The 16153-nt window shown below is 70.0% G+C and carries 17 protein-coding genes and 1 tRNA gene; 11 read left to right on the top strand and 7 right to left on the bottom strand.

Annotated features, from left to right (window positions below):
* Nucleotides 1-57: 57 nt before the first annotated feature.
* Nucleotides 58-2193 (bottom strand): type II secretion system F family protein, encoded by a 2136-nt coding sequence (locus B4V06_RS06245; protein ID WP_498168416.1) that lies wholly within the window; start codon nucleotides 2191-2193, stop codon nucleotides 58-60.
* Nucleotides 2190-3899: a type II/IV secretion system ATPase subunit gene (locus B4V06_RS06240; RefSeq protein WP_123114632.1), complete on the bottom strand. Its 1710-nt coding sequence runs from the start codon at nucleotides 3897-3899 to the stop codon at nucleotides 2190-2192. The genes B4V06_RS06245 and B4V06_RS06240 overlap by 4 nt, the downstream gene beginning before the upstream one ends.
* Before the next feature lie 162 nt (nucleotides 3900-4061).
* On the opposite strand from B4V06_RS06240, the gene B4V06_RS06235 reads away from it, so the two are divergent.
* Complete coding sequence (locus tag B4V06_RS06235; RefSeq protein WP_123114631.1) at nucleotides 4062-4523, top strand: DUF5793 family protein; 462 nt, start codon at nucleotides 4062-4064, stop codon at nucleotides 4521-4523.
* A 33-nt stretch (nucleotides 4524-4556) separates the two neighbouring features.
* Here the strand turns inward: B4V06_RS06235 and B4V06_RS06230 are convergent, their stop codons facing one another.
* Together B4V06_RS06230 and B4V06_RS06225 are read right to left on the bottom strand one after the other, a co-directional pair.
* Entirely contained in the window at nucleotides 4557-5429 is an 873-nt protein-coding gene (locus B4V06_RS06230) for an SAM hydrolase/SAM-dependent halogenase family protein (protein WP_123114630.1), read from the bottom strand.
* 39 nt (nucleotides 5430-5468) lie between these two features.
* Entirely contained in the window at nucleotides 5469-5999 is a 531-nt protein-coding gene (locus B4V06_RS06225; RefSeq protein ID WP_123114629.1) for a nicotinamide-nucleotide adenylyltransferase, read from the bottom strand.
* Between the two features lie 170 nt (nucleotides 6000-6169).
* Here B4V06_RS06225 and lonB point away from each other — a divergent pair, with 170 nt between their 5' ends.
* The 6 genes from lonB to B4V06_RS06195 all read left to right on the top strand — a co-directional run bounded on the left by lonB (nucleotide 6170) and on the right by B4V06_RS06195 (nucleotide 12250).
* Nucleotides 6170-8479, top strand: coding sequence for an ATP-dependent protease LonB (lonB, locus tag B4V06_RS06220; RefSeq protein WP_123114628.1), 2310 nt, complete (start codon nucleotides 6170-6172; stop codon nucleotides 8477-8479).
* 16 nt (nucleotides 8480-8495) lie between these two features.
* Nucleotides 8496-9455 (top strand): CPBP family intramembrane glutamic endopeptidase, encoded by a 960-nt coding sequence (locus B4V06_RS06215; RefSeq protein ID WP_498168410.1) that lies wholly within the window; start codon nucleotides 8496-8498, stop codon nucleotides 9453-9455.
* Nucleotides 9456-9516: 61 nt separating this feature from the next.
* Complete coding sequence (locus B4V06_RS06210; RefSeq protein ID WP_498168407.1) at nucleotides 9517-10299, top strand: CBS domain-containing protein; 783 nt, start codon at nucleotides 9517-9519, stop codon at nucleotides 10297-10299.
* 90 nt (nucleotides 10300-10389) lie between these two features.
* Complete coding sequence (locus B4V06_RS06205; RefSeq protein WP_123114625.1) at nucleotides 10390-10635, top strand: hypothetical protein; 246 nt, start codon at nucleotides 10390-10392, stop codon at nucleotides 10633-10635.
* Between the two features lie 74 nt (nucleotides 10636-10709).
* Nucleotides 10710-11615, top strand: coding sequence for an NOP5/NOP56 family protein (locus B4V06_RS06200; RefSeq protein WP_498168403.1), 906 nt, complete (start codon nucleotides 10710-10712; stop codon nucleotides 11613-11615).
* Nucleotides 11612-12250, top strand: a complete 639-nt coding sequence (locus B4V06_RS06195; RefSeq protein ID WP_498168400.1) for a fibrillarin-like rRNA/tRNA 2'-O-methyltransferase — start codon at nucleotides 11612-11614, stop codon at nucleotides 12248-12250. The genes B4V06_RS06200 and B4V06_RS06195 overlap by 4 nt, the downstream gene beginning before the upstream one ends.
* Nucleotides 12251-12314: 64 nt before the next feature.
* Here B4V06_RS06195 and B4V06_RS06190 read toward each other — a convergent pair whose 3' ends face one another.
* Complete coding sequence (locus tag B4V06_RS06190) at nucleotides 12315-12623, bottom strand: transcription initiation factor IIB family protein (protein ID WP_498168397.1); 309 nt, start codon at nucleotides 12621-12623, stop codon at nucleotides 12315-12317.
* Nucleotides 12624-12779: 156 nt separating this feature from the next.
* Between B4V06_RS06190 and B4V06_RS06185 the strand changes: the two genes are divergently transcribed.
* From B4V06_RS06185 to B4V06_RS06170, 4 genes are all read left to right on the top strand, one after another.
* Nucleotides 12780-13481, top strand: a complete 702-nt coding sequence (locus tag B4V06_RS06185) for an endonuclease III domain-containing protein (protein ID WP_498168394.1) — start codon at nucleotides 12780-12782, stop codon at nucleotides 13479-13481.
* A 58-nt stretch (nucleotides 13482-13539) separates the two neighbouring features.
* Entirely contained in the window at nucleotides 13540-14112 is a 573-nt protein-coding gene (locus B4V06_RS06180) for a phosphatase PAP2 family protein (RefSeq protein ID WP_123114620.1), read from the top strand.
* 110 nt (nucleotides 14113-14222) lie between these two features.
* Nucleotides 14223-14435, top strand: coding sequence for a hypothetical protein (locus tag B4V06_RS06175; protein WP_498168391.1), 213 nt, complete (start codon nucleotides 14223-14225; stop codon nucleotides 14433-14435).
* A 224-nt stretch (nucleotides 14436-14659) separates the two neighbouring features.
* Nucleotides 14660-14744, top strand: a tRNA-Leu gene (locus tag B4V06_RS06170).
* Between the two features lie 444 nt (nucleotides 14745-15188).
* Here the strand turns inward: B4V06_RS06170 and B4V06_RS06165 are convergent.
* Together B4V06_RS06165 and B4V06_RS06160 are read right to left on the bottom strand one after the other, a co-directional pair.
* Complete coding sequence (locus B4V06_RS06165) at nucleotides 15189-15536, bottom strand: SHOCT domain-containing protein (protein WP_498168388.1); 348 nt, start codon at nucleotides 15534-15536, stop codon at nucleotides 15189-15191.
* 6 nt (nucleotides 15537-15542) lie between these two features.
* A complete protein-coding gene (locus B4V06_RS06160) occupies nucleotides 15543-15959 on the bottom strand; it encodes a DUF302 domain-containing protein (protein WP_123114617.1) in 417 nt (138 codons plus the stop codon).
* Between the last annotated feature and the right edge of the window lie 194 nt (nucleotides 15960-16153).

Genomic DNA, 16153 nt, shown 5'->3' with positions numbered 1-16153 from the left:
CGTCGAGCGACATAGCTCCGGTGGACCGCGGTCGCGCGGGAGCGGTCCGCCGGCGCCTCAGAGCCGAGCGATGACGAAGAAGGTGACGAGCGTCAGCGCGAGGAGGACGACAACGTGTTTCACGCCGTCCTTGACCGACCCCTCGCCGAGCTGGCCGGCGACGAGGCCGGAACAGACCGCTTGCACGGCCGCGGCGTGGAAGAACAGCTGCTCGTAGGCGAACGAGTCGATCTCCCCGAGCCCGTCGGTGATCCCGGTCGGCCCGCTCGGCGCGCCGGGGACCTCGCTCGCGCCGCCGGCGCCCGAGACCGCGGCCTCCTCGACGGCCGGGATGAAGGAGACGGACAGCGAGGCGATGATCCCGAGGAAGACGAGGAAGGAGATGTAGATCACGATGAGATACGTGAGCATGACCTGGCGGCGCTCGCGCCGGAGCGACCACGTCGCGCGCGACTCGTCGGCGGCGATCCGGAGGACGGGTCCGATGTCGCCGCTCGCGTGCATCGCGTTCGTCACCAGCGCCACGGCGCGGGAGGTCATCGGCGACCGGACCCGGCGCTCCAGCCGGCGGAGCGCGGTGCTCACGTCGGCGCCCCAGTCGATGTCGCGCCGGGTGCGTTTCAGGTCGTCCGTCAGCGCCGCCAGGTTCGAGTCGGCGACCCGGCGGACGCTCCCGACGACCGAGGTGCCGGCCTCGTTGACGCTCGCGAGCCGGTCGAGGAGGTCGGGCACCGCCGACTCGATCCGCCGGACCCGTCGCTTCCGGACCTCGTAGACGACCGCGTAGACCGCGAGGACGAGCGCGGTCGCGACGACGATCGGCGTCTCGACCTGCGCGACCATCTCGGTCGGCGGCCCGAGCGTGATCGGGAAGACGAAGACGAGTAGCCCGAGGACCGCGAGCGGCACCGTCGCGAGGAACGAGGTCCACGGCGCCGCGACCACGCTCTCGACGGGCGACGCCGCCCACTCGCGCAGCCGCTGGAGCCGGTCGTAGGCCCGCAGTCGCTCCCGGCTGGCGGCCCACTCGTCTCGCCCGGTCCCGCTCTCGACGCCGCCGTCCGCCGCGACGCTCGGAGCGCCGCCGTCGCCGGCGAAGTCGTCACCGGTCGGGCCGTTCCCGACCGCCTCGGACATGTCGACGTCCTCCGTCCCGCCGACGCCCTGCGTCACGCTGTCGACGTAGACGACGAACCCGAACGTCGCGAGCGGGACGCCGAGGTAGACGACGACGCGGAGCAGCGGGAGCGTGTCCTCCAACACGAGCCCGATGACGACGAGGATGGTGATGAAAAAGAGGGGGCCGGCGACCAGCGCCGTGACGTACGCCTCCGCGAACGTCGAGAGCAGCTCCAGGTAGCGCTCCTGTTTCGACTCGGCCTCCTCCTGGTACAGCTCGTACTGGTCGGCGAGGAACGACGAGATGGACTGGCCGGTGCCGAGGACGGACGCGAGGTTCTCGGAGAAGTCGGCGAGGTCGTCGCTCGGCGTCCGGCGCGCGGTGCGCTGGAGCGCCGTCAGCGCGTCCGTGCCGAACGCGTTCATGTCGCGGACGGCGACCGACAGCTCCGTGGCCGCCTCGCCGTACACGGCCTCGTTCTCCGCGAGCGTGTCCATCACCCGCGGGAACGCCATCCCCGACCGCGAGAGCGCGTACATGAACGCGACCGTCCGCGGGAGGGTGGCGTCGATCTCGGCCCCCCGGGCGTGTGCCCGCTGGCGGAGCAGCTCCCACCGGCCGTAGTAGGTCCCGACCGCGAGCGCGGAACCGAGGGTCGCCGAGGCGAAGGTCAACAGGAGGAACAGCTGTGGGAGGGTGAGCGACCCGATCCCTGCGACGCCGGCGAGGAAGGAGAGCGAGGCCGGCAGCGCCGCGCGGACCGCCGCCTCGCCCACGTCGAGCGCGGAGATGAGCGCGGCGGCCGCGTACACCCCGAGGACGCTGCCGGCGATCCCGAGGACCCCCGCGTACAGCAGCGTCCGGGAGGCGTACGCGCGGTGCGTGCCGGCGACGTGGGCGGCGCGCATCAGGTCGCGCTGGCGCCGTTTGCGGGGCCCCTCCTCGGCGACGTCGTCGCCGAACAGCGACAGCGCGAGCCGAGTAACGAACAGGTCGGCGCGGCGGTCGACGGCCGGGAGCAGCAGCGCCAGACACAGCCCCAGCGCGGCGAAGAGGGGGATCGAGGCGATCATTCCGGCGTCTCTCCGCCCCTCGACGACCCACCGCGGGCCGGGCTCCGCCCGTCGTCCGACACGGTCGCCTCGGCCGGCACGGCGGCCCCCTCCGCGTCGGCCGCCCGGTCCTCCAACCGGTCCATCACGCGGTCGGAGTCGGCGTAGTACTCGTTGACGAGGGCCGTGAACGTCCGGTAGTCGGTGATCCCGAGCTCGCGGAGCAGCTGCAGGAACCGCTCGCGGCGCCGGATCTCGCGGAGCAGCTCGGAGCGGGACCAGCCCCGGTCGTCGGCGATCTCCGCCATGAGCGACGAGTCGTTGCGGGTGAACTCGTCGGCCTCCGCGTCCCAGTCGAACGCCGAGGAGTAGTCGAGCTCGCCGGTGCGCTGGTCGATGCCGCCGATCTCGCCGATCGTCTTCGCGCGCCTGACGCGCTGGTCGCCGGAGCGGGTCAGCGTCTGGATCGAGAGCATGTCGAGCGACTGCACCATCGCGCGCGGCACGTTGATCGGCTCGTTCTCCAGCCGGTTGATCACCGTCTCGATCGAGTCGGCGTGCATCGTCGAGAAGGTGGTGTGGCCGGTGTTCATCGCCTGGAACAGCGTGATCGCCTCCTCGCCGCGCACCTCGCCGACGACGATGTACTCGGGGCGGTGGCGCAGCGCCGAGCGGAGCAGGTCGTACATGTCGATGTCGGTCCCCTCGTAGCGGCGCTCGCGGGTGACCGAAGAGAGCCAGTTGTCGTGGTATAAGGAGAGCTCGCGGGTGTCCTCGATGGTGAGCACCTTCGCGCGCGGCGGGATGAACATCGACACCGCGTTCATCGAGGTGGTCTTCCCGGAGGCGGTGCCGCCGGCGAAGATGAGGCTCTTGTTGTGCTCGATACAGAGCCAGAAGTACGCCATCTGCTCGACCGAGAACGTGCCGTACTCCACGAGGTCGATCGGCGTGAACGGGTCCTCGGCGTACTGGCGGATCGTGAACGCGGAGCCGCGAGGCGTCACCTCCTCGCCGAGCGCGAGCTCGGCGCGGGAGCCGTCCGGCAGCGTCGTCTCCACTATCGGGTCGCCGACGGAGACGTGGCGCCCGGACTGCTGGGCGAGCCGGATGACGTAGTTGTCGAGCTCCCCCTTCGCGAAGGAGACGTTCGTCTCGATGTCGGTGTAGTCGTCGTGGTAGACGAAGATCGGGAGGTCGTACCCGTCACAGGAGACGTCCTCGATGTGGCGGTCGTTGAGGAGGGGGTCGACCTTCCCGTAGCCGCGGAAGTCGCGGTAGAGGTAGTACGCCAGCGCGTGGAACGTCGCCATCCCGGCGTCGACGCCGTACCCCTCGAGCAGTCCCCGCAGCTCCTCGCGGAGCGTCTCCTCGTCGGTCTTGCCGGTCCCCTCGCGGTACAGCAGGGGGTCGCGGATGTCGTCGACGACGCGGTCGAGGAGGTCGCGCTCGAACTCGTCGAGCTCCGGCTCGACCGCGTAGTACCGGTGTTCGCTCTCCGCGTCGTCGTAGGCGATCACGACGTACGCGTACGGGGCGTTCACCCAGTAGCGGTCGACCTCGCGCTCGCCGTCCGGAACGGAGAAGGAGGCGAGCGGCCCGTCCTCGCCCGGCCGGAACGGGCGGACGTCGAGCGCCGACCCCTGCAGCATCTCCCACGTCCGCGAGAGCCGTCGCCGGAGGGTCTCGAAGCGGTCCCCCGCGTCCTCGCGCGCGTCACTCGCCATCTCGTTACGAGGGCGTATGCGGCGTGGTGGTTTAAATTCCACCGGGTGATTATCAGCCGCGAGTCCGGGCCGAACGCGCGGCATCTCCCGCCGTCTCGACCGTCCAGTCGCGGATCCGCCCGTTACGTTGATAGGTGCCGACCGCAAAGGAGACGATAGGCAATGCGGCGTGACTACTTCGAACTGACCGTCGAGGGCGTCGGGGACGACGCCGACGACCGGGCGACGCCCCTGGTCCGGATCGATTTCCACGGGCCGGAGGGACTGCTGCGCGACCGGCTCTCGGACACGGACGGCGACCTGCTCGAGGCCGCCGAGATCGACGTGGCGTTCCGGCTCCGGGAGCCGCTCGCGGACGCCGACGACCCGGAGGGCGTGGTCGGCGTGACGAACCGATACACCGGGGACTTCGTCCTCGAGCTCAACGAGACAGCCACGGACGTACTCCCCTTCATCCACGCCGCACGCGACTCGGCCGGCGACGAGGACGCCCGCTACCGCGTCGAGATCGACGTCGACGGCGAGCGGCTCGTCTCGTACGACAAGGACACGTTCCTCGTGTACGACCACGAGGGGAACCTCCTCCGCAGCGAGAGCCTGATCCCTTCCGGCGTGGAACTGTAGCGCAGCCCCGGCTTCTCCCGTTCTCGCGACCGGCTAGATGCTCACGTTGTCGCCGACCAGCCGCACGTCGTCGCCCGGCCGCAGGTCGAACGCCCCGTCGCCGCGGCCGTCGTTGACGTCGCACTCCACGTAGCCGTGGCTCCCGACGGTGACGAGGCGGTCGCCGGGGTCGACCGCGCCGAACGTCTCCGCGACGGGGGTCAGCTCCTCGTTGACCCGGATCCAGTCGCTGCCGCGGACCAGCTCGCCCGGGACGTTCGTGACGACGTTGCCGAACCGGTCGATCACGAGCACCTCGCCGTCGACGGCGACGGGGTCGCCGTCCGCGTCGCGCTCGACTGTCGGCTCGGGGAACGCGATGTCGACGGGGTCGGCCGCAGGCGAGAGGTCGTCCATCGATTCGAGCGCGGCCGCGACCCCCTCGGGGCCCGCGGTCGCGGGCCCGTCGTCGAACCGCGCGCGGATCCGCGCCGCGACCGGGGCGAACACGTCGCGGCCGTGGAACGTCTGGCTCGCGGGCTCGTCGATGTCGACGACGAACGCCTCCACGTCGGGGGCGGCGTCAGGTTCCTCGTCCGCCGCCGGCTCCCCGGCCGCCGCGGCCTCCTCGGCGAGGGCCCGCGCGGGCGGCATCGCGAGCCCGTTGTCGGGCGCGACGAGCACGTGCGAGCCGGCGCGGACGACGAGGGCGTCGCGGCCGGTGCCGACGCCGGGGTCGATGACGGCGCAGTGGACGGCCGGCGGGAACTCCGGGAGGACGAACCGCAGCCAGAAGGCGGCCGCCCGCGGGTCCCCGCGCGGGAGGTCGTGAGCGACGTCGATCATCTCGGCGTCCGTGTGCCGACGGATCACTCCCTTCATCGCGGCCGGATACGGCGAGCCGAAGTCGGACGTGAGCGTAATCACGAGCGATCCGCGGTCCGGCTGGCTCTTAAAAGGCGGCGACTACGCGTCCATCGGCGGCTCGCCGTTCGTGTCGGTCTCGGCGATCCGGCGGATGCGCTCGACGCCGTCGACCTCTCGGATCACGTCGATGACGGCCTCCGGGACGAGCGCCTCCCAGTCGTGGCCGTGGATCATCCGCTCGCGCAGCTCCGTCCCCTCCAGCACGTCGCGGCGGAACATGGGAGAGCCGCGCACCTCGACGCCGGCCTCCTCGAACAGCCGGACGACGAGCGGGTTGTTCGAGTAGGCCACGTCGAACCGCGGGGTCATGCTCTGGACGTGGCTCACCCACACGGAGTTGCGGTCGAGGTCCTCGATGGGGACCACATAGGTGGTGATGTCGAGGTGCTCGACCGCCTTCGTCACCATCATCACGCGCTCGCCGGCCGTGAACGGGTTCCGGGTGGTGTGGGAGTCGCCGGCGGAGCCGATCCCCAAGACGACCTCGTCGGTCTCCTCGGCAATCTCCTCGATCATATGCAGATGGCCGTCGTGAAACGGCTGATACCGCCCGATATAGAACCCGCGCATGGATTCACGTTGGGCGGCCAGCATTTATAAACCCCATGGGAGTGCTCGAACGGCAATATCGTGGGCTCTAAGCGCTCTTGGCGGCGTTTCGCTGTATCCAGTCGCATCGCCCGCGGGGAGAAAGTATATCAGTAGCCGACCCTTCGTTTTTCCTAGCGATACCCGATTCTATGAGCAACGAAAAGGACGCGAACGACCCGCCGACCGAGGACCCCGAGCACCCGGACGAGACCGGCCCCGGGGCCTCGGACTCGGCGGGGAACGGCGAGGACGCCCCCGACGACGTCGCTCCCGACGACGCCGCCCGCGCGCCCGACGAGACCATCCCAGCCGACGAGGATGAGACGGTCGATGCGGCCGGGGAGTCGGCAGACAGCGAGGGGTCGGCAGACGGCGAGGAGCCGGCCGAGGTCTGGGACGACGGGATCGTCGTCGACGACGGTCCGGATCCGGACGACGCCGGAGCGGGCCGCGGGGACGATAGCGATATCACCCCCGAGGGCGTCACCGAACAGAGCGAGGACGGCGACATCGACGAGCTCGGGAGCTCCGTCGAGGTCGAGGGTGCCGAGATCGAAGAGGACCCGGACGAGGACGACCTCCTCGGGGGACTCAAGATCGACACCACCGCCGAACTCGAGATCCCCGACCGCCTCGTCGATCAGGTGATCGGGCAGGAGCACGCCCGCGACGTGATCATCAAGGCGGCCAAGCAGCGCCGCCACGTGATGATGATCGGCTCGCCCGGGACCGGGAAGTCGATGCTCGCGAAGGCGATGTCGGAACTGCTCCCGAAAGAGGAGCTGCAGGACGTCCTCGTCTACCACAACCCGGACGACGGCAACAAGCCGAAGGTCCGGACGGTGCCGGCGGGGAAGGGCGACCAGATCGTCGACGCGCACCGCGAGGAGGCGCGCAAGCGCAACCAGATGCGGTCGCTGTTGATGTGGATCATCATCGCCGTCGTGCTGGGCTACGCGCTCATCATCGTCGGCCAGATCCTCGTCGGCATCATCGCCGCCGGGGTCGTCTACCTCGTCTTCCGCTACCTCAACCGCGGCTCCGACGCGATGATCCCGAACCTGTTGGTGAACAACGGCGACACGAAGACGGCGCCGTTCCGCGACGCGACCGGCGCGCACGCCGGTGCGCTGCTCGGCGACGTCCGGCACGACCCGTTCCAGTCCGGCGGGATGGAGACGCCCAGCCACGACCGCGTCGAGGCCGGGGCCATCCACAAGGCGAACAAGGGCGTGCTGTTCATCGACGAGATCAACACACTCGACATCCGCAGCCAGCAGCACCTCATGACGGCGATCCAGGAGGGCGAGTTCTCGATCACGGGCCAGTCCGAGCGCTCCTCGGGCGCGATGGTCCAGACCGAGCCCGTCCCGACCGACTTCGTCATGATCGCGGCCGGGAACCTCGACGCGATGGAGAACATGCACCCGGCGCTCCGGAGCCGTATCAAGGGGTACGGCTACGAGGTGTACATGGAGGACACCATCGAGGACACCCCCGAGATGCGCCGGAAGTACGTCCGGTTCATCGCCCAGGAGGTCGCGAAGGACGGCCGCCTGCCGGAGTTCACGGCCGAGGCCGTCGAGGAGATCATCCTCGAGGCCAAGCGCCGCTCCGGCCGGAAGGGCCACCTCACGCTGAAGATGCGGAACCTCGGCGGGATGGTCCGCGTCGCCGGCGACATCGCCCGCGGCGAGGACGCCGAGATGACCACCCGCGAGCACGTGCTGCAGGCGAAGGGGCGCTCGCGCTCCATCGAACAGCAGCTCGCGGACGACTTCATCGAGCGCCGGAAGGACTACGAGCTGCAGGTCTCCGACGGCTACGTCGTCGGCCGCGTCAACGGCCTCGCCGTGATGGGCGAGGACTCCGGGATCATGCTCCCGGTGATGGCCGAGGTCGCCCCCTCGCAGGGGCCCGGCGAAGTGATCGCCACGGGCCAGCTGAAGGAGATGGCCCAGGAGTCGGTGTCGAACGTCTCCGCGATCATCAAGAAGTTCTCCGACGAGAACATCTCGGAGATGGACATCCACATCCAGTTCGTGCAGGCGGGCCAGCAGGGCGTCGACGGCGACTCCGCGTCCATCACGGTCGCGACCGCCGTCATCTCCGCGCTAGAGGACGTCGGCGTCGACCAGAGCCTCGCGATGACCGGCTCGCTGTCGGTGCGGGGCGACGTGCTCCCCGTCGGCGGCGTGACCCACAAGATCGAGGCGGCCGCGAAGGCCGGCTGCACCCGGGTCATCATCCCGCAGGCGAACGAGCAGGACGTGATGATCGAAGACGAGTACAAGGAGATGGTCGAGATCATTCCGGTCTCGCACATCAGCGAGGTGCTCGACATCGCCTTAGAGGGCGAGGCCGAGAAGGACTCGCTCGTCTCCCGGCTCAAGTCGATCACCGGCTCGGCCCTGAAGGAGGGGAACGTCTCCGGTCCCTCCAGCCCGAGCCCGCAGTAAGACCCGCGTCCACCCGATGCCCGACTGGGCGGCGTTCGCGGCCGCGACCGTCGCCCTGACGCTGCTGCTTCTCTATTTTACCCGGCGCTCCCAGCGCCTGCTGGAGCGGGCGCGGATCGTCGACTCCCGGGGCGACGTCGACTCCCGAGGTGATATCGTCGACTCCCGAGGTGATATCGTCGACGCCGGCCGCGACGCAAGGGTCGAGAGCGGTGACGCCGAGAGCGACGGCCCCCAAGGAGATAACGCCGAGAGCGACGATATCGAGGGCAGTGGCATCGAAGGCGGTAGCCCCGAGGGAGATGACGCCGAGGGCGGAGAGACCGAGAGCGACCGCCTCGACGGTCACCCGCCCGACGACCGCCCGGTGCTCACGACGCGGTTGCTTCTGGCCAACGCCGCGACGTCGCAGGCGGCCGGGCTCGCCGTCCTCGCGGCGGTCGCGTGGTGGACCGCGGTGCCGGCGGTGGCGTTCGGAATTGCCGGGCCACATCCGACGCTCGGTGCGTCGGGAGTCGCGTCGCTCGGAGTCCCCGGCGTCGTCGCTCTCGGCGTCGCCGCCGGAGCGGTCCTGGCCGCGGGCAACGAGGCGGCCGCGCGGCTCGGGTCGCGGGTCGGCCTCGCGCCCTCGGACCGACTCCGCGCGGCGATGGCTCCCGACACCCCCGGCGAGTGGGTCCTGCTGCTCGGCGTCGCGCTCCCGGTCGTCGCGGTCTTCGAGGAGGCACTCTTCCGCGGCGCGCTGGTGGGCGCGCTTGCGGTCGGGTTCGCGGTCGAGCCGTGGCTTCTCGCGGTCGCCTCCTCGGTCGCCTTCGGGCTCGGACACGGGGCGCAGGGGCGACTCGGGATCGTCGTCGCCGGCGCGCTCGGGCTGGCGCTCGCGGGGCTGTTCGTCGCCACCGGAAGCCTCCTCGTCCCCGTCGTCGCCCACTACGTCGTCAACGCCGCCGAGTTCGCCGTTCACGAGCGGTCGTAGCGGGTCCCGCGGTCAGAAGCGCCCCGGCCCCTTTTTATTCCACCGGGACAAACGACGGACGATGAGCGGGAAACCGACCGTCGGCGAGTACATGACCCGCGACGTCGAGACCGTGAGCCCCGACGAGACGGTCGGCGAGGTCGCGCGGCGGATGGCCGAGAGCGACGGCCACAACGGGTTCCCCGTCACGCAGGGTCGGACCGTCGAGGGGTTCGTCGCGGCCGCCGACCTGCTGCTCGCCGACGACGAGTCGCCCGTGTTCACCGTGATGTCGGACGACCTCATCGTCGCGCACCCGGACATGAAGGTGACCGACGCCGCACGGGTCATCCTCCGCTCCGGGATCCAGCGGCTGCCCGTCGTCGACGACGCCGACAACCTCGTTGGGATCATCTCGAACACGGACGTGGTCCGGTCGCAGATCGAGCGCGCCACGCCGAGCAAGGTGGGGAAGCTGATGCGGACGCTCGAACAGATCCACGGCGTCGCCCTCGACGAGGAGCGCCGGGAGGTCCGCCTCACCAACCTGATCCCGACGCAGGCGCGGGTGTACGCCGACGAGCTGGAGGGTCGCCAGTACGAGCTGGAGCGCGGGCTCGCAGAGCCGCTCGTCGTCATCGACAACGGCGGCACGCTCCACCTCGCCGACGGTCACCACCGAGTGATGGCGGCCCACGAGGCGGGCATCGAGACGATGGACGCGTACGTGATCGTGCCAGAGCGCGCGGTCGATCTCGGGATGGCCAAGACCGCCGAGAAGGAGGGGTTACACGACATCACCGACATCGAGATCGTCGACTACGCGCGCCACCCCCTCGTGGAGACAACGAAGCGCCTGCAGTGACCAGGAAACGCGGATCGAGGGACGCGGACCGAAGGCGTCTGCGGTCCGCGACGGGTGGGGTTTTATGTAATCAGACGGAAATATATCGGTATGGGATCACGTATCCGACGCGCACTCTCCCGGGCAACGCTCGCCGCGGTCGGCGCGGCCGCCGGCGGTTGGGCCGGCGGGCTGATCAGTCGACAGGCCGCGAGCAGCGGCGCCGCCCTCGGCGCGTTCGCCGGCGCGACCGTCGCGGACGTCCGCTCCGATCCGGGCGGCTTCCTCGCGGCCCTCCGGTCGGACGAGGACGACGAGGCGCTCGACGCGGCCGACGACGCGCCGAGCGCGCAGTGAGGCGGCCGCCGGCCACCCCGCCCCCCGTGGCCGTTCGGGAACGCCTATACGACGGGAACGAGTAGCCGCCGGTAATGACCGACACCGACGCCGACGCGGGCTGGTTCGCGGACCCCGCCGACGAGGCGGCCGGGCGCGACGCGGCCGCCGCCCGCGACCGGATCGCGAACGGAGAGGCGGATCGGCCCCGCGACTGGCCGGCGCTCGCCGTCGAGACCGGGTTCGCGGACTCGACCGACGACTACTACGACCGGCTCCACGAGGCGACTGTGGCGGCGACCCGCGCGACCGTCCGCGAGCGCGAGCGCGCCGACGACCAGCAGCTGATCCACGCCGTGCGGGCGATGGACGACTGCGAGCGCACCGCCAACGAGCTGGCCGAGCGCGCCGCCGAGTGGGCGGGGAGCCTGTTCGACGACGCCGAACCGGGGATCGAGGGCGCCCGCGCGGTGGCGGCGCGAGAGCCCGACACCGAACTGGAGCGCCGGGCCGTGTCGCTCGCGGAGCGCGTCGTCGGGCTGGCGGCCGAGCGCGACGCCCTCGCCGAGACGATCGACCGGATCGCGCCCGCGGTCGCGCCGAACCTCGCCGAGATGGCCGGCCCGGAGCTCGCGGCGCGGCTGATCGCGCTCGCCGGCGGGCTGGAGTCGCTCGCGAAGAAGCCCTCCGGCACCGTGCAGGTGCTCGGCGCGGAGGACGCGCTGTTCGCGCACCTCTCGGGGCGCGCGCCCTCGCCGAAACACGGGATCATCTACACGCACGACTACGTCCGGAACACCCGCCCCGAAGATCGGGGATCGGCCGCCAGGGCGCTGGCCGGGAAGCTGACGCTCGCGGCCCGCGTCGACCACTACGCGGGGGAGCGCCGGGAGACGCTCCACGCGGAGCTCCGCGAGCGGATGGCGACGATCCGAGCGCGGGCGGAGGCCGACAGCGCGGCGGACCGCGACGCCGACGGCGACGCGGAGGGCGACGCGTGAGCGACTCCGACCTGCCGGCCGGCGTCGAACGCCGCGAGATCGCCGGCGAGACGCGGCTGGCGACGCGCGGACCCCCCGTGTACGGCGAGCCGACCGCCGACGGCTGGCGGGCGTGGGACCCCGAGCGCTCGAAGCTCGGCGGGATGTTCGAGCTCGGCCTCGACACCGGCCTGACCGGGGGCGAGACGGTGCTTTACTTGGGGGCCGCGAGCGGAACGACCGTCAGCCACGTCGCCGACTTCGCGGGGCCGACCTACGCGATCGAGTTCGCCCCGCGGCCCGCCCGCGACCTCCTCGACGCCGCCGAGCCGCGCGACCGACTGTTCCCGCTGTTGAAGGACGCCCGGAAGCCGGAGACGTACGCGCACGTCGTGGAGGCCGACGTCGACGCGATCGTGCAGGACGTCGCGACGCGGGGACAGGCGACCGTGGCGGCGCGGAACGCCCGGTTCCTCGCCGAGGACGGGCGGCTACTGCTCGCGGTGAAGGCGCGCAGCGAGGACGCCACCGCGGAGCCGAGCGACGTGTTCGCGGCCGCGCTCGACGAGCTCCGCGAGACGTACGAGATCCTAGCGACGCGGCAGCTCGACCGGTATCACGAGGACCACCTCGGCGTCGTCGCGACACCGCGGTGACGGGGCGGCGGTGACACGGGAAGAGGACGGTCACCCCGCGGCTCCGGGATCCCCACGGATCCGCCTACCACGTCGGCGGCGAGAAGCCGGCGTCTTTTAAGATGGACTTCCAGCGCTTCTGGACGGAGAGCCGGGAGACGCCCATCGCGTCGGCGACGGCGGACTGCGAGCGCTCCTGCCCGCGGATCAGCGCGGCGGCGTAGAGGCTGGCGGCGGCCGCGACGCGCTTCCCGCGCTCGTCGTCCGGCGCTCGCGACAGGAACAGGTCCGTCGCCGTCGAGAGCGCCTCCTCGTCGAGGTCGAGCGTCGCGCACGCGTCGTCGAGCCGGTCGATCCACGCCGCGTTGTCGACGCGATCGCTCGCTCGATACATACCCGTCTCTTGAGCGGTACGGTATAAAAAGGCCGCGCGAGCCGACACCGCCGATCGGGGGTTCGAGCGAGCCCGGGGGCGGGGCGGCTGGCGTCGAGGGGCGGGGGCGATCGCCCCGTCCGTCGCCCTGAAGTCCGCGCCGCCCGTACCGCGGGTATGTCCACGCAAGCGTGGGACGAGACGCGGGTGCGCGAGCTGCACGACGACCTGGTGGCGCTGTACGAGCCGGTGGACCGCGTCGCCGAGCACGGCGCCGACCCGACCGCCGAGCCCGGCGAGGGCGTGCGCCAGCTGGTGACGACGATCCTCTCGCAGAACGTCGCCGACGCGAACACGAGCCGCGCGACGGAGGCGCTGTTCGACCGCTACGACGACTTCGCGGCCATCGAGGCGGCCGACCACGACGAGCTGGCCGAGACGATCCGCGTGGCGGGGCTCGCCGACCAGAAGGCCGCGCGTATCCAGCGCGCGCTCGCAGCCATCCGCGAGGAGACCGGCGGCGCCTACTCGCTGGCGTTCCTCGACGCGATGGCGACCGACGACGCGAAGGGCTGGCTCACTGAGATCAAGGGGGTCGGCCCGAAGACCGCCAGCGTCGTGCTGAACTTCCACTTCGGCAAGCCGACGATGGCGGTCGACACCCACGTCGAGCGCGTCTCGAAGCGCTTCGGGCTCGTCCCGGCGTCGGCCTCGAATCAGGCCGCCCACGACGCCCTCGACGGGCTGGTGCCCGACGAGCTGATCTACCCGCTCCACGTCCTGTTGATCCGCCACGGTCGGACGCACTGCTCGGCGCGGGGCGCCGACTGCGACAACCCCGTCTGCGAGCGCTACTGCGACTGCGCGTTCTGCGCGTGAGGACGAGCCCGCGCGTGAGGCGAGCGCCTATACTCGTCCGCCCGATAGGGACACACCCATGCACGCGCAGATCGGCGAGGTCCTGAGCGCAGTCCGGTGGGTCGACGGCCTCGCGGCCGAGTTCGTCGCCGCGATCCGAACGCCGTTCCTGACCGAGATGATGACGTCGATGACGGGCCTCGGTTCCGTCACGGCCGGCGTCGTGTTCGTCGGCCTCTTCTACCTCGCCGGCTGGCGCGAGGAGTTCGTCAAGGGCGTCGTCGCGCTCTCGCTGCTCGGGATCGTCGTCTGGGCGCTGATGACGCTCGTCGAGCGCCCGTTCCCGCCGAACCCGATCTGCGTGACCGAGGGCGACGCCGGGACCACGAGCTCGTTCCCCTCCGGCCACTCGGCCGCGGTGACGGCCTACGCAGGGATCGCGTGGAACTCCGACGAGCTCCCCTTCGCGGTCGCCGCCGGCTTCGCCGGGCTGATCTCCTTCTCGCGGATCTACCTCGGCACCCACTACCTCTCGGACACCCTCTTCGGGATCGGGCTCGGAATCGCCGCCGTGCTGTTCGCGGAGTGGCTCCTCGGCCGCGTCGGCGAGGAGGCGGTGCTCGATCGGCTCCCGTTCGAGGCGGACATCTGACTCGACGCCCGTCGGAACCCCCCGCGAGGTCGGCCCGGCACGATCCTCCTCCGAGCGATGGGAGTCGAGGGCGCGGAACATTTGTCGGATCGAAGTCAGTCGCTTCGCGCATGCCCGGTCGCTCGTCGAACTCCCCGCTCGGCAGGGCCGTCGGCCTCGTCGTCGCCGGCCTCGCAGTCGCCCTCTTCGCGCTGAACCGGTGGACCGATCTGAACGTTCCGTACGGCTACGACTCGGGAAGCGACGCGTTGTTTCTCGTGGGAGCGGCCGTCGCCGTCGTCGCCGTCGCCATCGGCGGGTACCGGTACCTCTCCGGGAAGTGAGGACGGCGACGAGGCCGGCGCCGGTATTTAAAAAGATCCGAACGCGAACGTCGGTATCGCATAACGCTACGCCGTGGATTACTTTTAAACAAACAAGGTGAGACACCCGCGATACAAGCACGATCACGAGATACGAAATGGCTATAAGCGAGCGCAAAATATGCGCACACGGCGCGTTAGAGCCCTTGTGGTTGGCGATTAAGTGGCTCTGACCGCAAGAATAAGCGCGGGTTGCCGAGCCAGGCCAAAGGCGTAGCGCTTAGGACGCTATCCCGTAGGGGTCCGCCGGTTCGAATCCGGTCCCGCGCATGAGCGAACGAAGTGAGCGAAGAGCAGGAGCGGATTTGAGCCCAGCGAGAAAGGCGCAGCGAACGGAGTGAGCGAGCATTTCTCGCCTCGGTTCGAATCCGGTCCCGCGCATACTGCCTCGAACAAACGTGAGAGCCATGTATGCGCGGAGGATTCGAATCCTACCAGACGCGCGCAGCGAAGCGAGCACGTCTGGTTTCGGTTCGAATCCGGTCCCGCGCATGCCTCTCCGAGCGCTTCGCGAGGAGAGGCATCGCGACTGAGAGACGGACGCGGCTGCCATGTACTTGCGTTTCGTTCCCAAGATCGCTCACAATCGAAGGAGAAAAACGAGTCAGTCCCGCGTTCCGAACCTCGCCGCCGGGCGCGCCGGATCGCTCCGAGAGCCCTCGTCCGATGACGGGCGTTCGAGCGGGTACTTGATGTGTGAAGCGACGGTCTCGCCTATTTTTCGAGCTTCTCGCGTCGGGCCTCGAACTCCTCGTCGGTGAGCTCCCCGCGGGCGTACGCCGCGCGGAGCTCCGCTATCGCGGGGTCCTGTGCCGTCTCCCGTTCACCCAAGCGCCGGAAGAGGAGATAGCCGCCGCCGACGATCACGAGGAGGAAGCTGAACGGGACGAGCATCCCGACGAACGGCCACCAGCCGCCCGTGCTACCGTACTGGCCCATCATTCCCCCGTAACCCATCATCCCGCCGAACCCCAGTCCCATCATGAGCAATGGGAGGAGGGCGAAGGCGCCGAAAATTAGGATCAGGATGGTCGTTGCGTCAAGTCGATCGCCGGAAGACATCGGATATCAGTCCTCCGAGACGGATTCGAACTCGCCCGCAACGGCCGCCAAGACGCGATCGATTCGCTCGGTGACCTCGGCCCCGATCGGGTCGAGAGCGTCGTTGTCGGCGATCGCGAGCAGCCGCTTCGGATCGACCGCGCTCACCACGACGTCCCCCTCGTCGCTCTCGTAGACGATGACGTTGCAGGGCAAGAGCGCGCCGAGTTCGATCTCCTCGGTCAGTCCGTCGTGTGCCAGCGGGGGGTTACACGCGCCGAGGATCCGATACTGACGGAACTCCTCGCCGAGCTTCGCTTCGAGCGTCGCCTGGATGTCGATGTCGCTGAGGACGCCGAATCCCTCGTCGCCGAGGGCGGCGATCGTCGCGTCGACGACGGCGTCGAACTCACCGGTGACTGCCGTCTCTCTTGTGTACTCCATGAACTACTACACGCCGGTGCCGTGGTTAAGGGTTTGGTCCGGCGGTCGAGAGAGGCCACGCTCGCACCCACCCCGGAGTCGACGAGGACCATGCCGAGCGAGTCGACGGGGACCATACCGATCGAAACAAGAGCGAAGCGAGAGGGCAAAGAGAAACGATATTCGTGTACACTGTCATGGATTGCTGGTTGCAC

It is taken from the genome of Halorubrum sp. B53, assembly GCF_059752395.1.
Note: the sequence above shows the minus strand (reverse complement) of the source record. Positions and strands in the feature narration are given on the sequence as shown.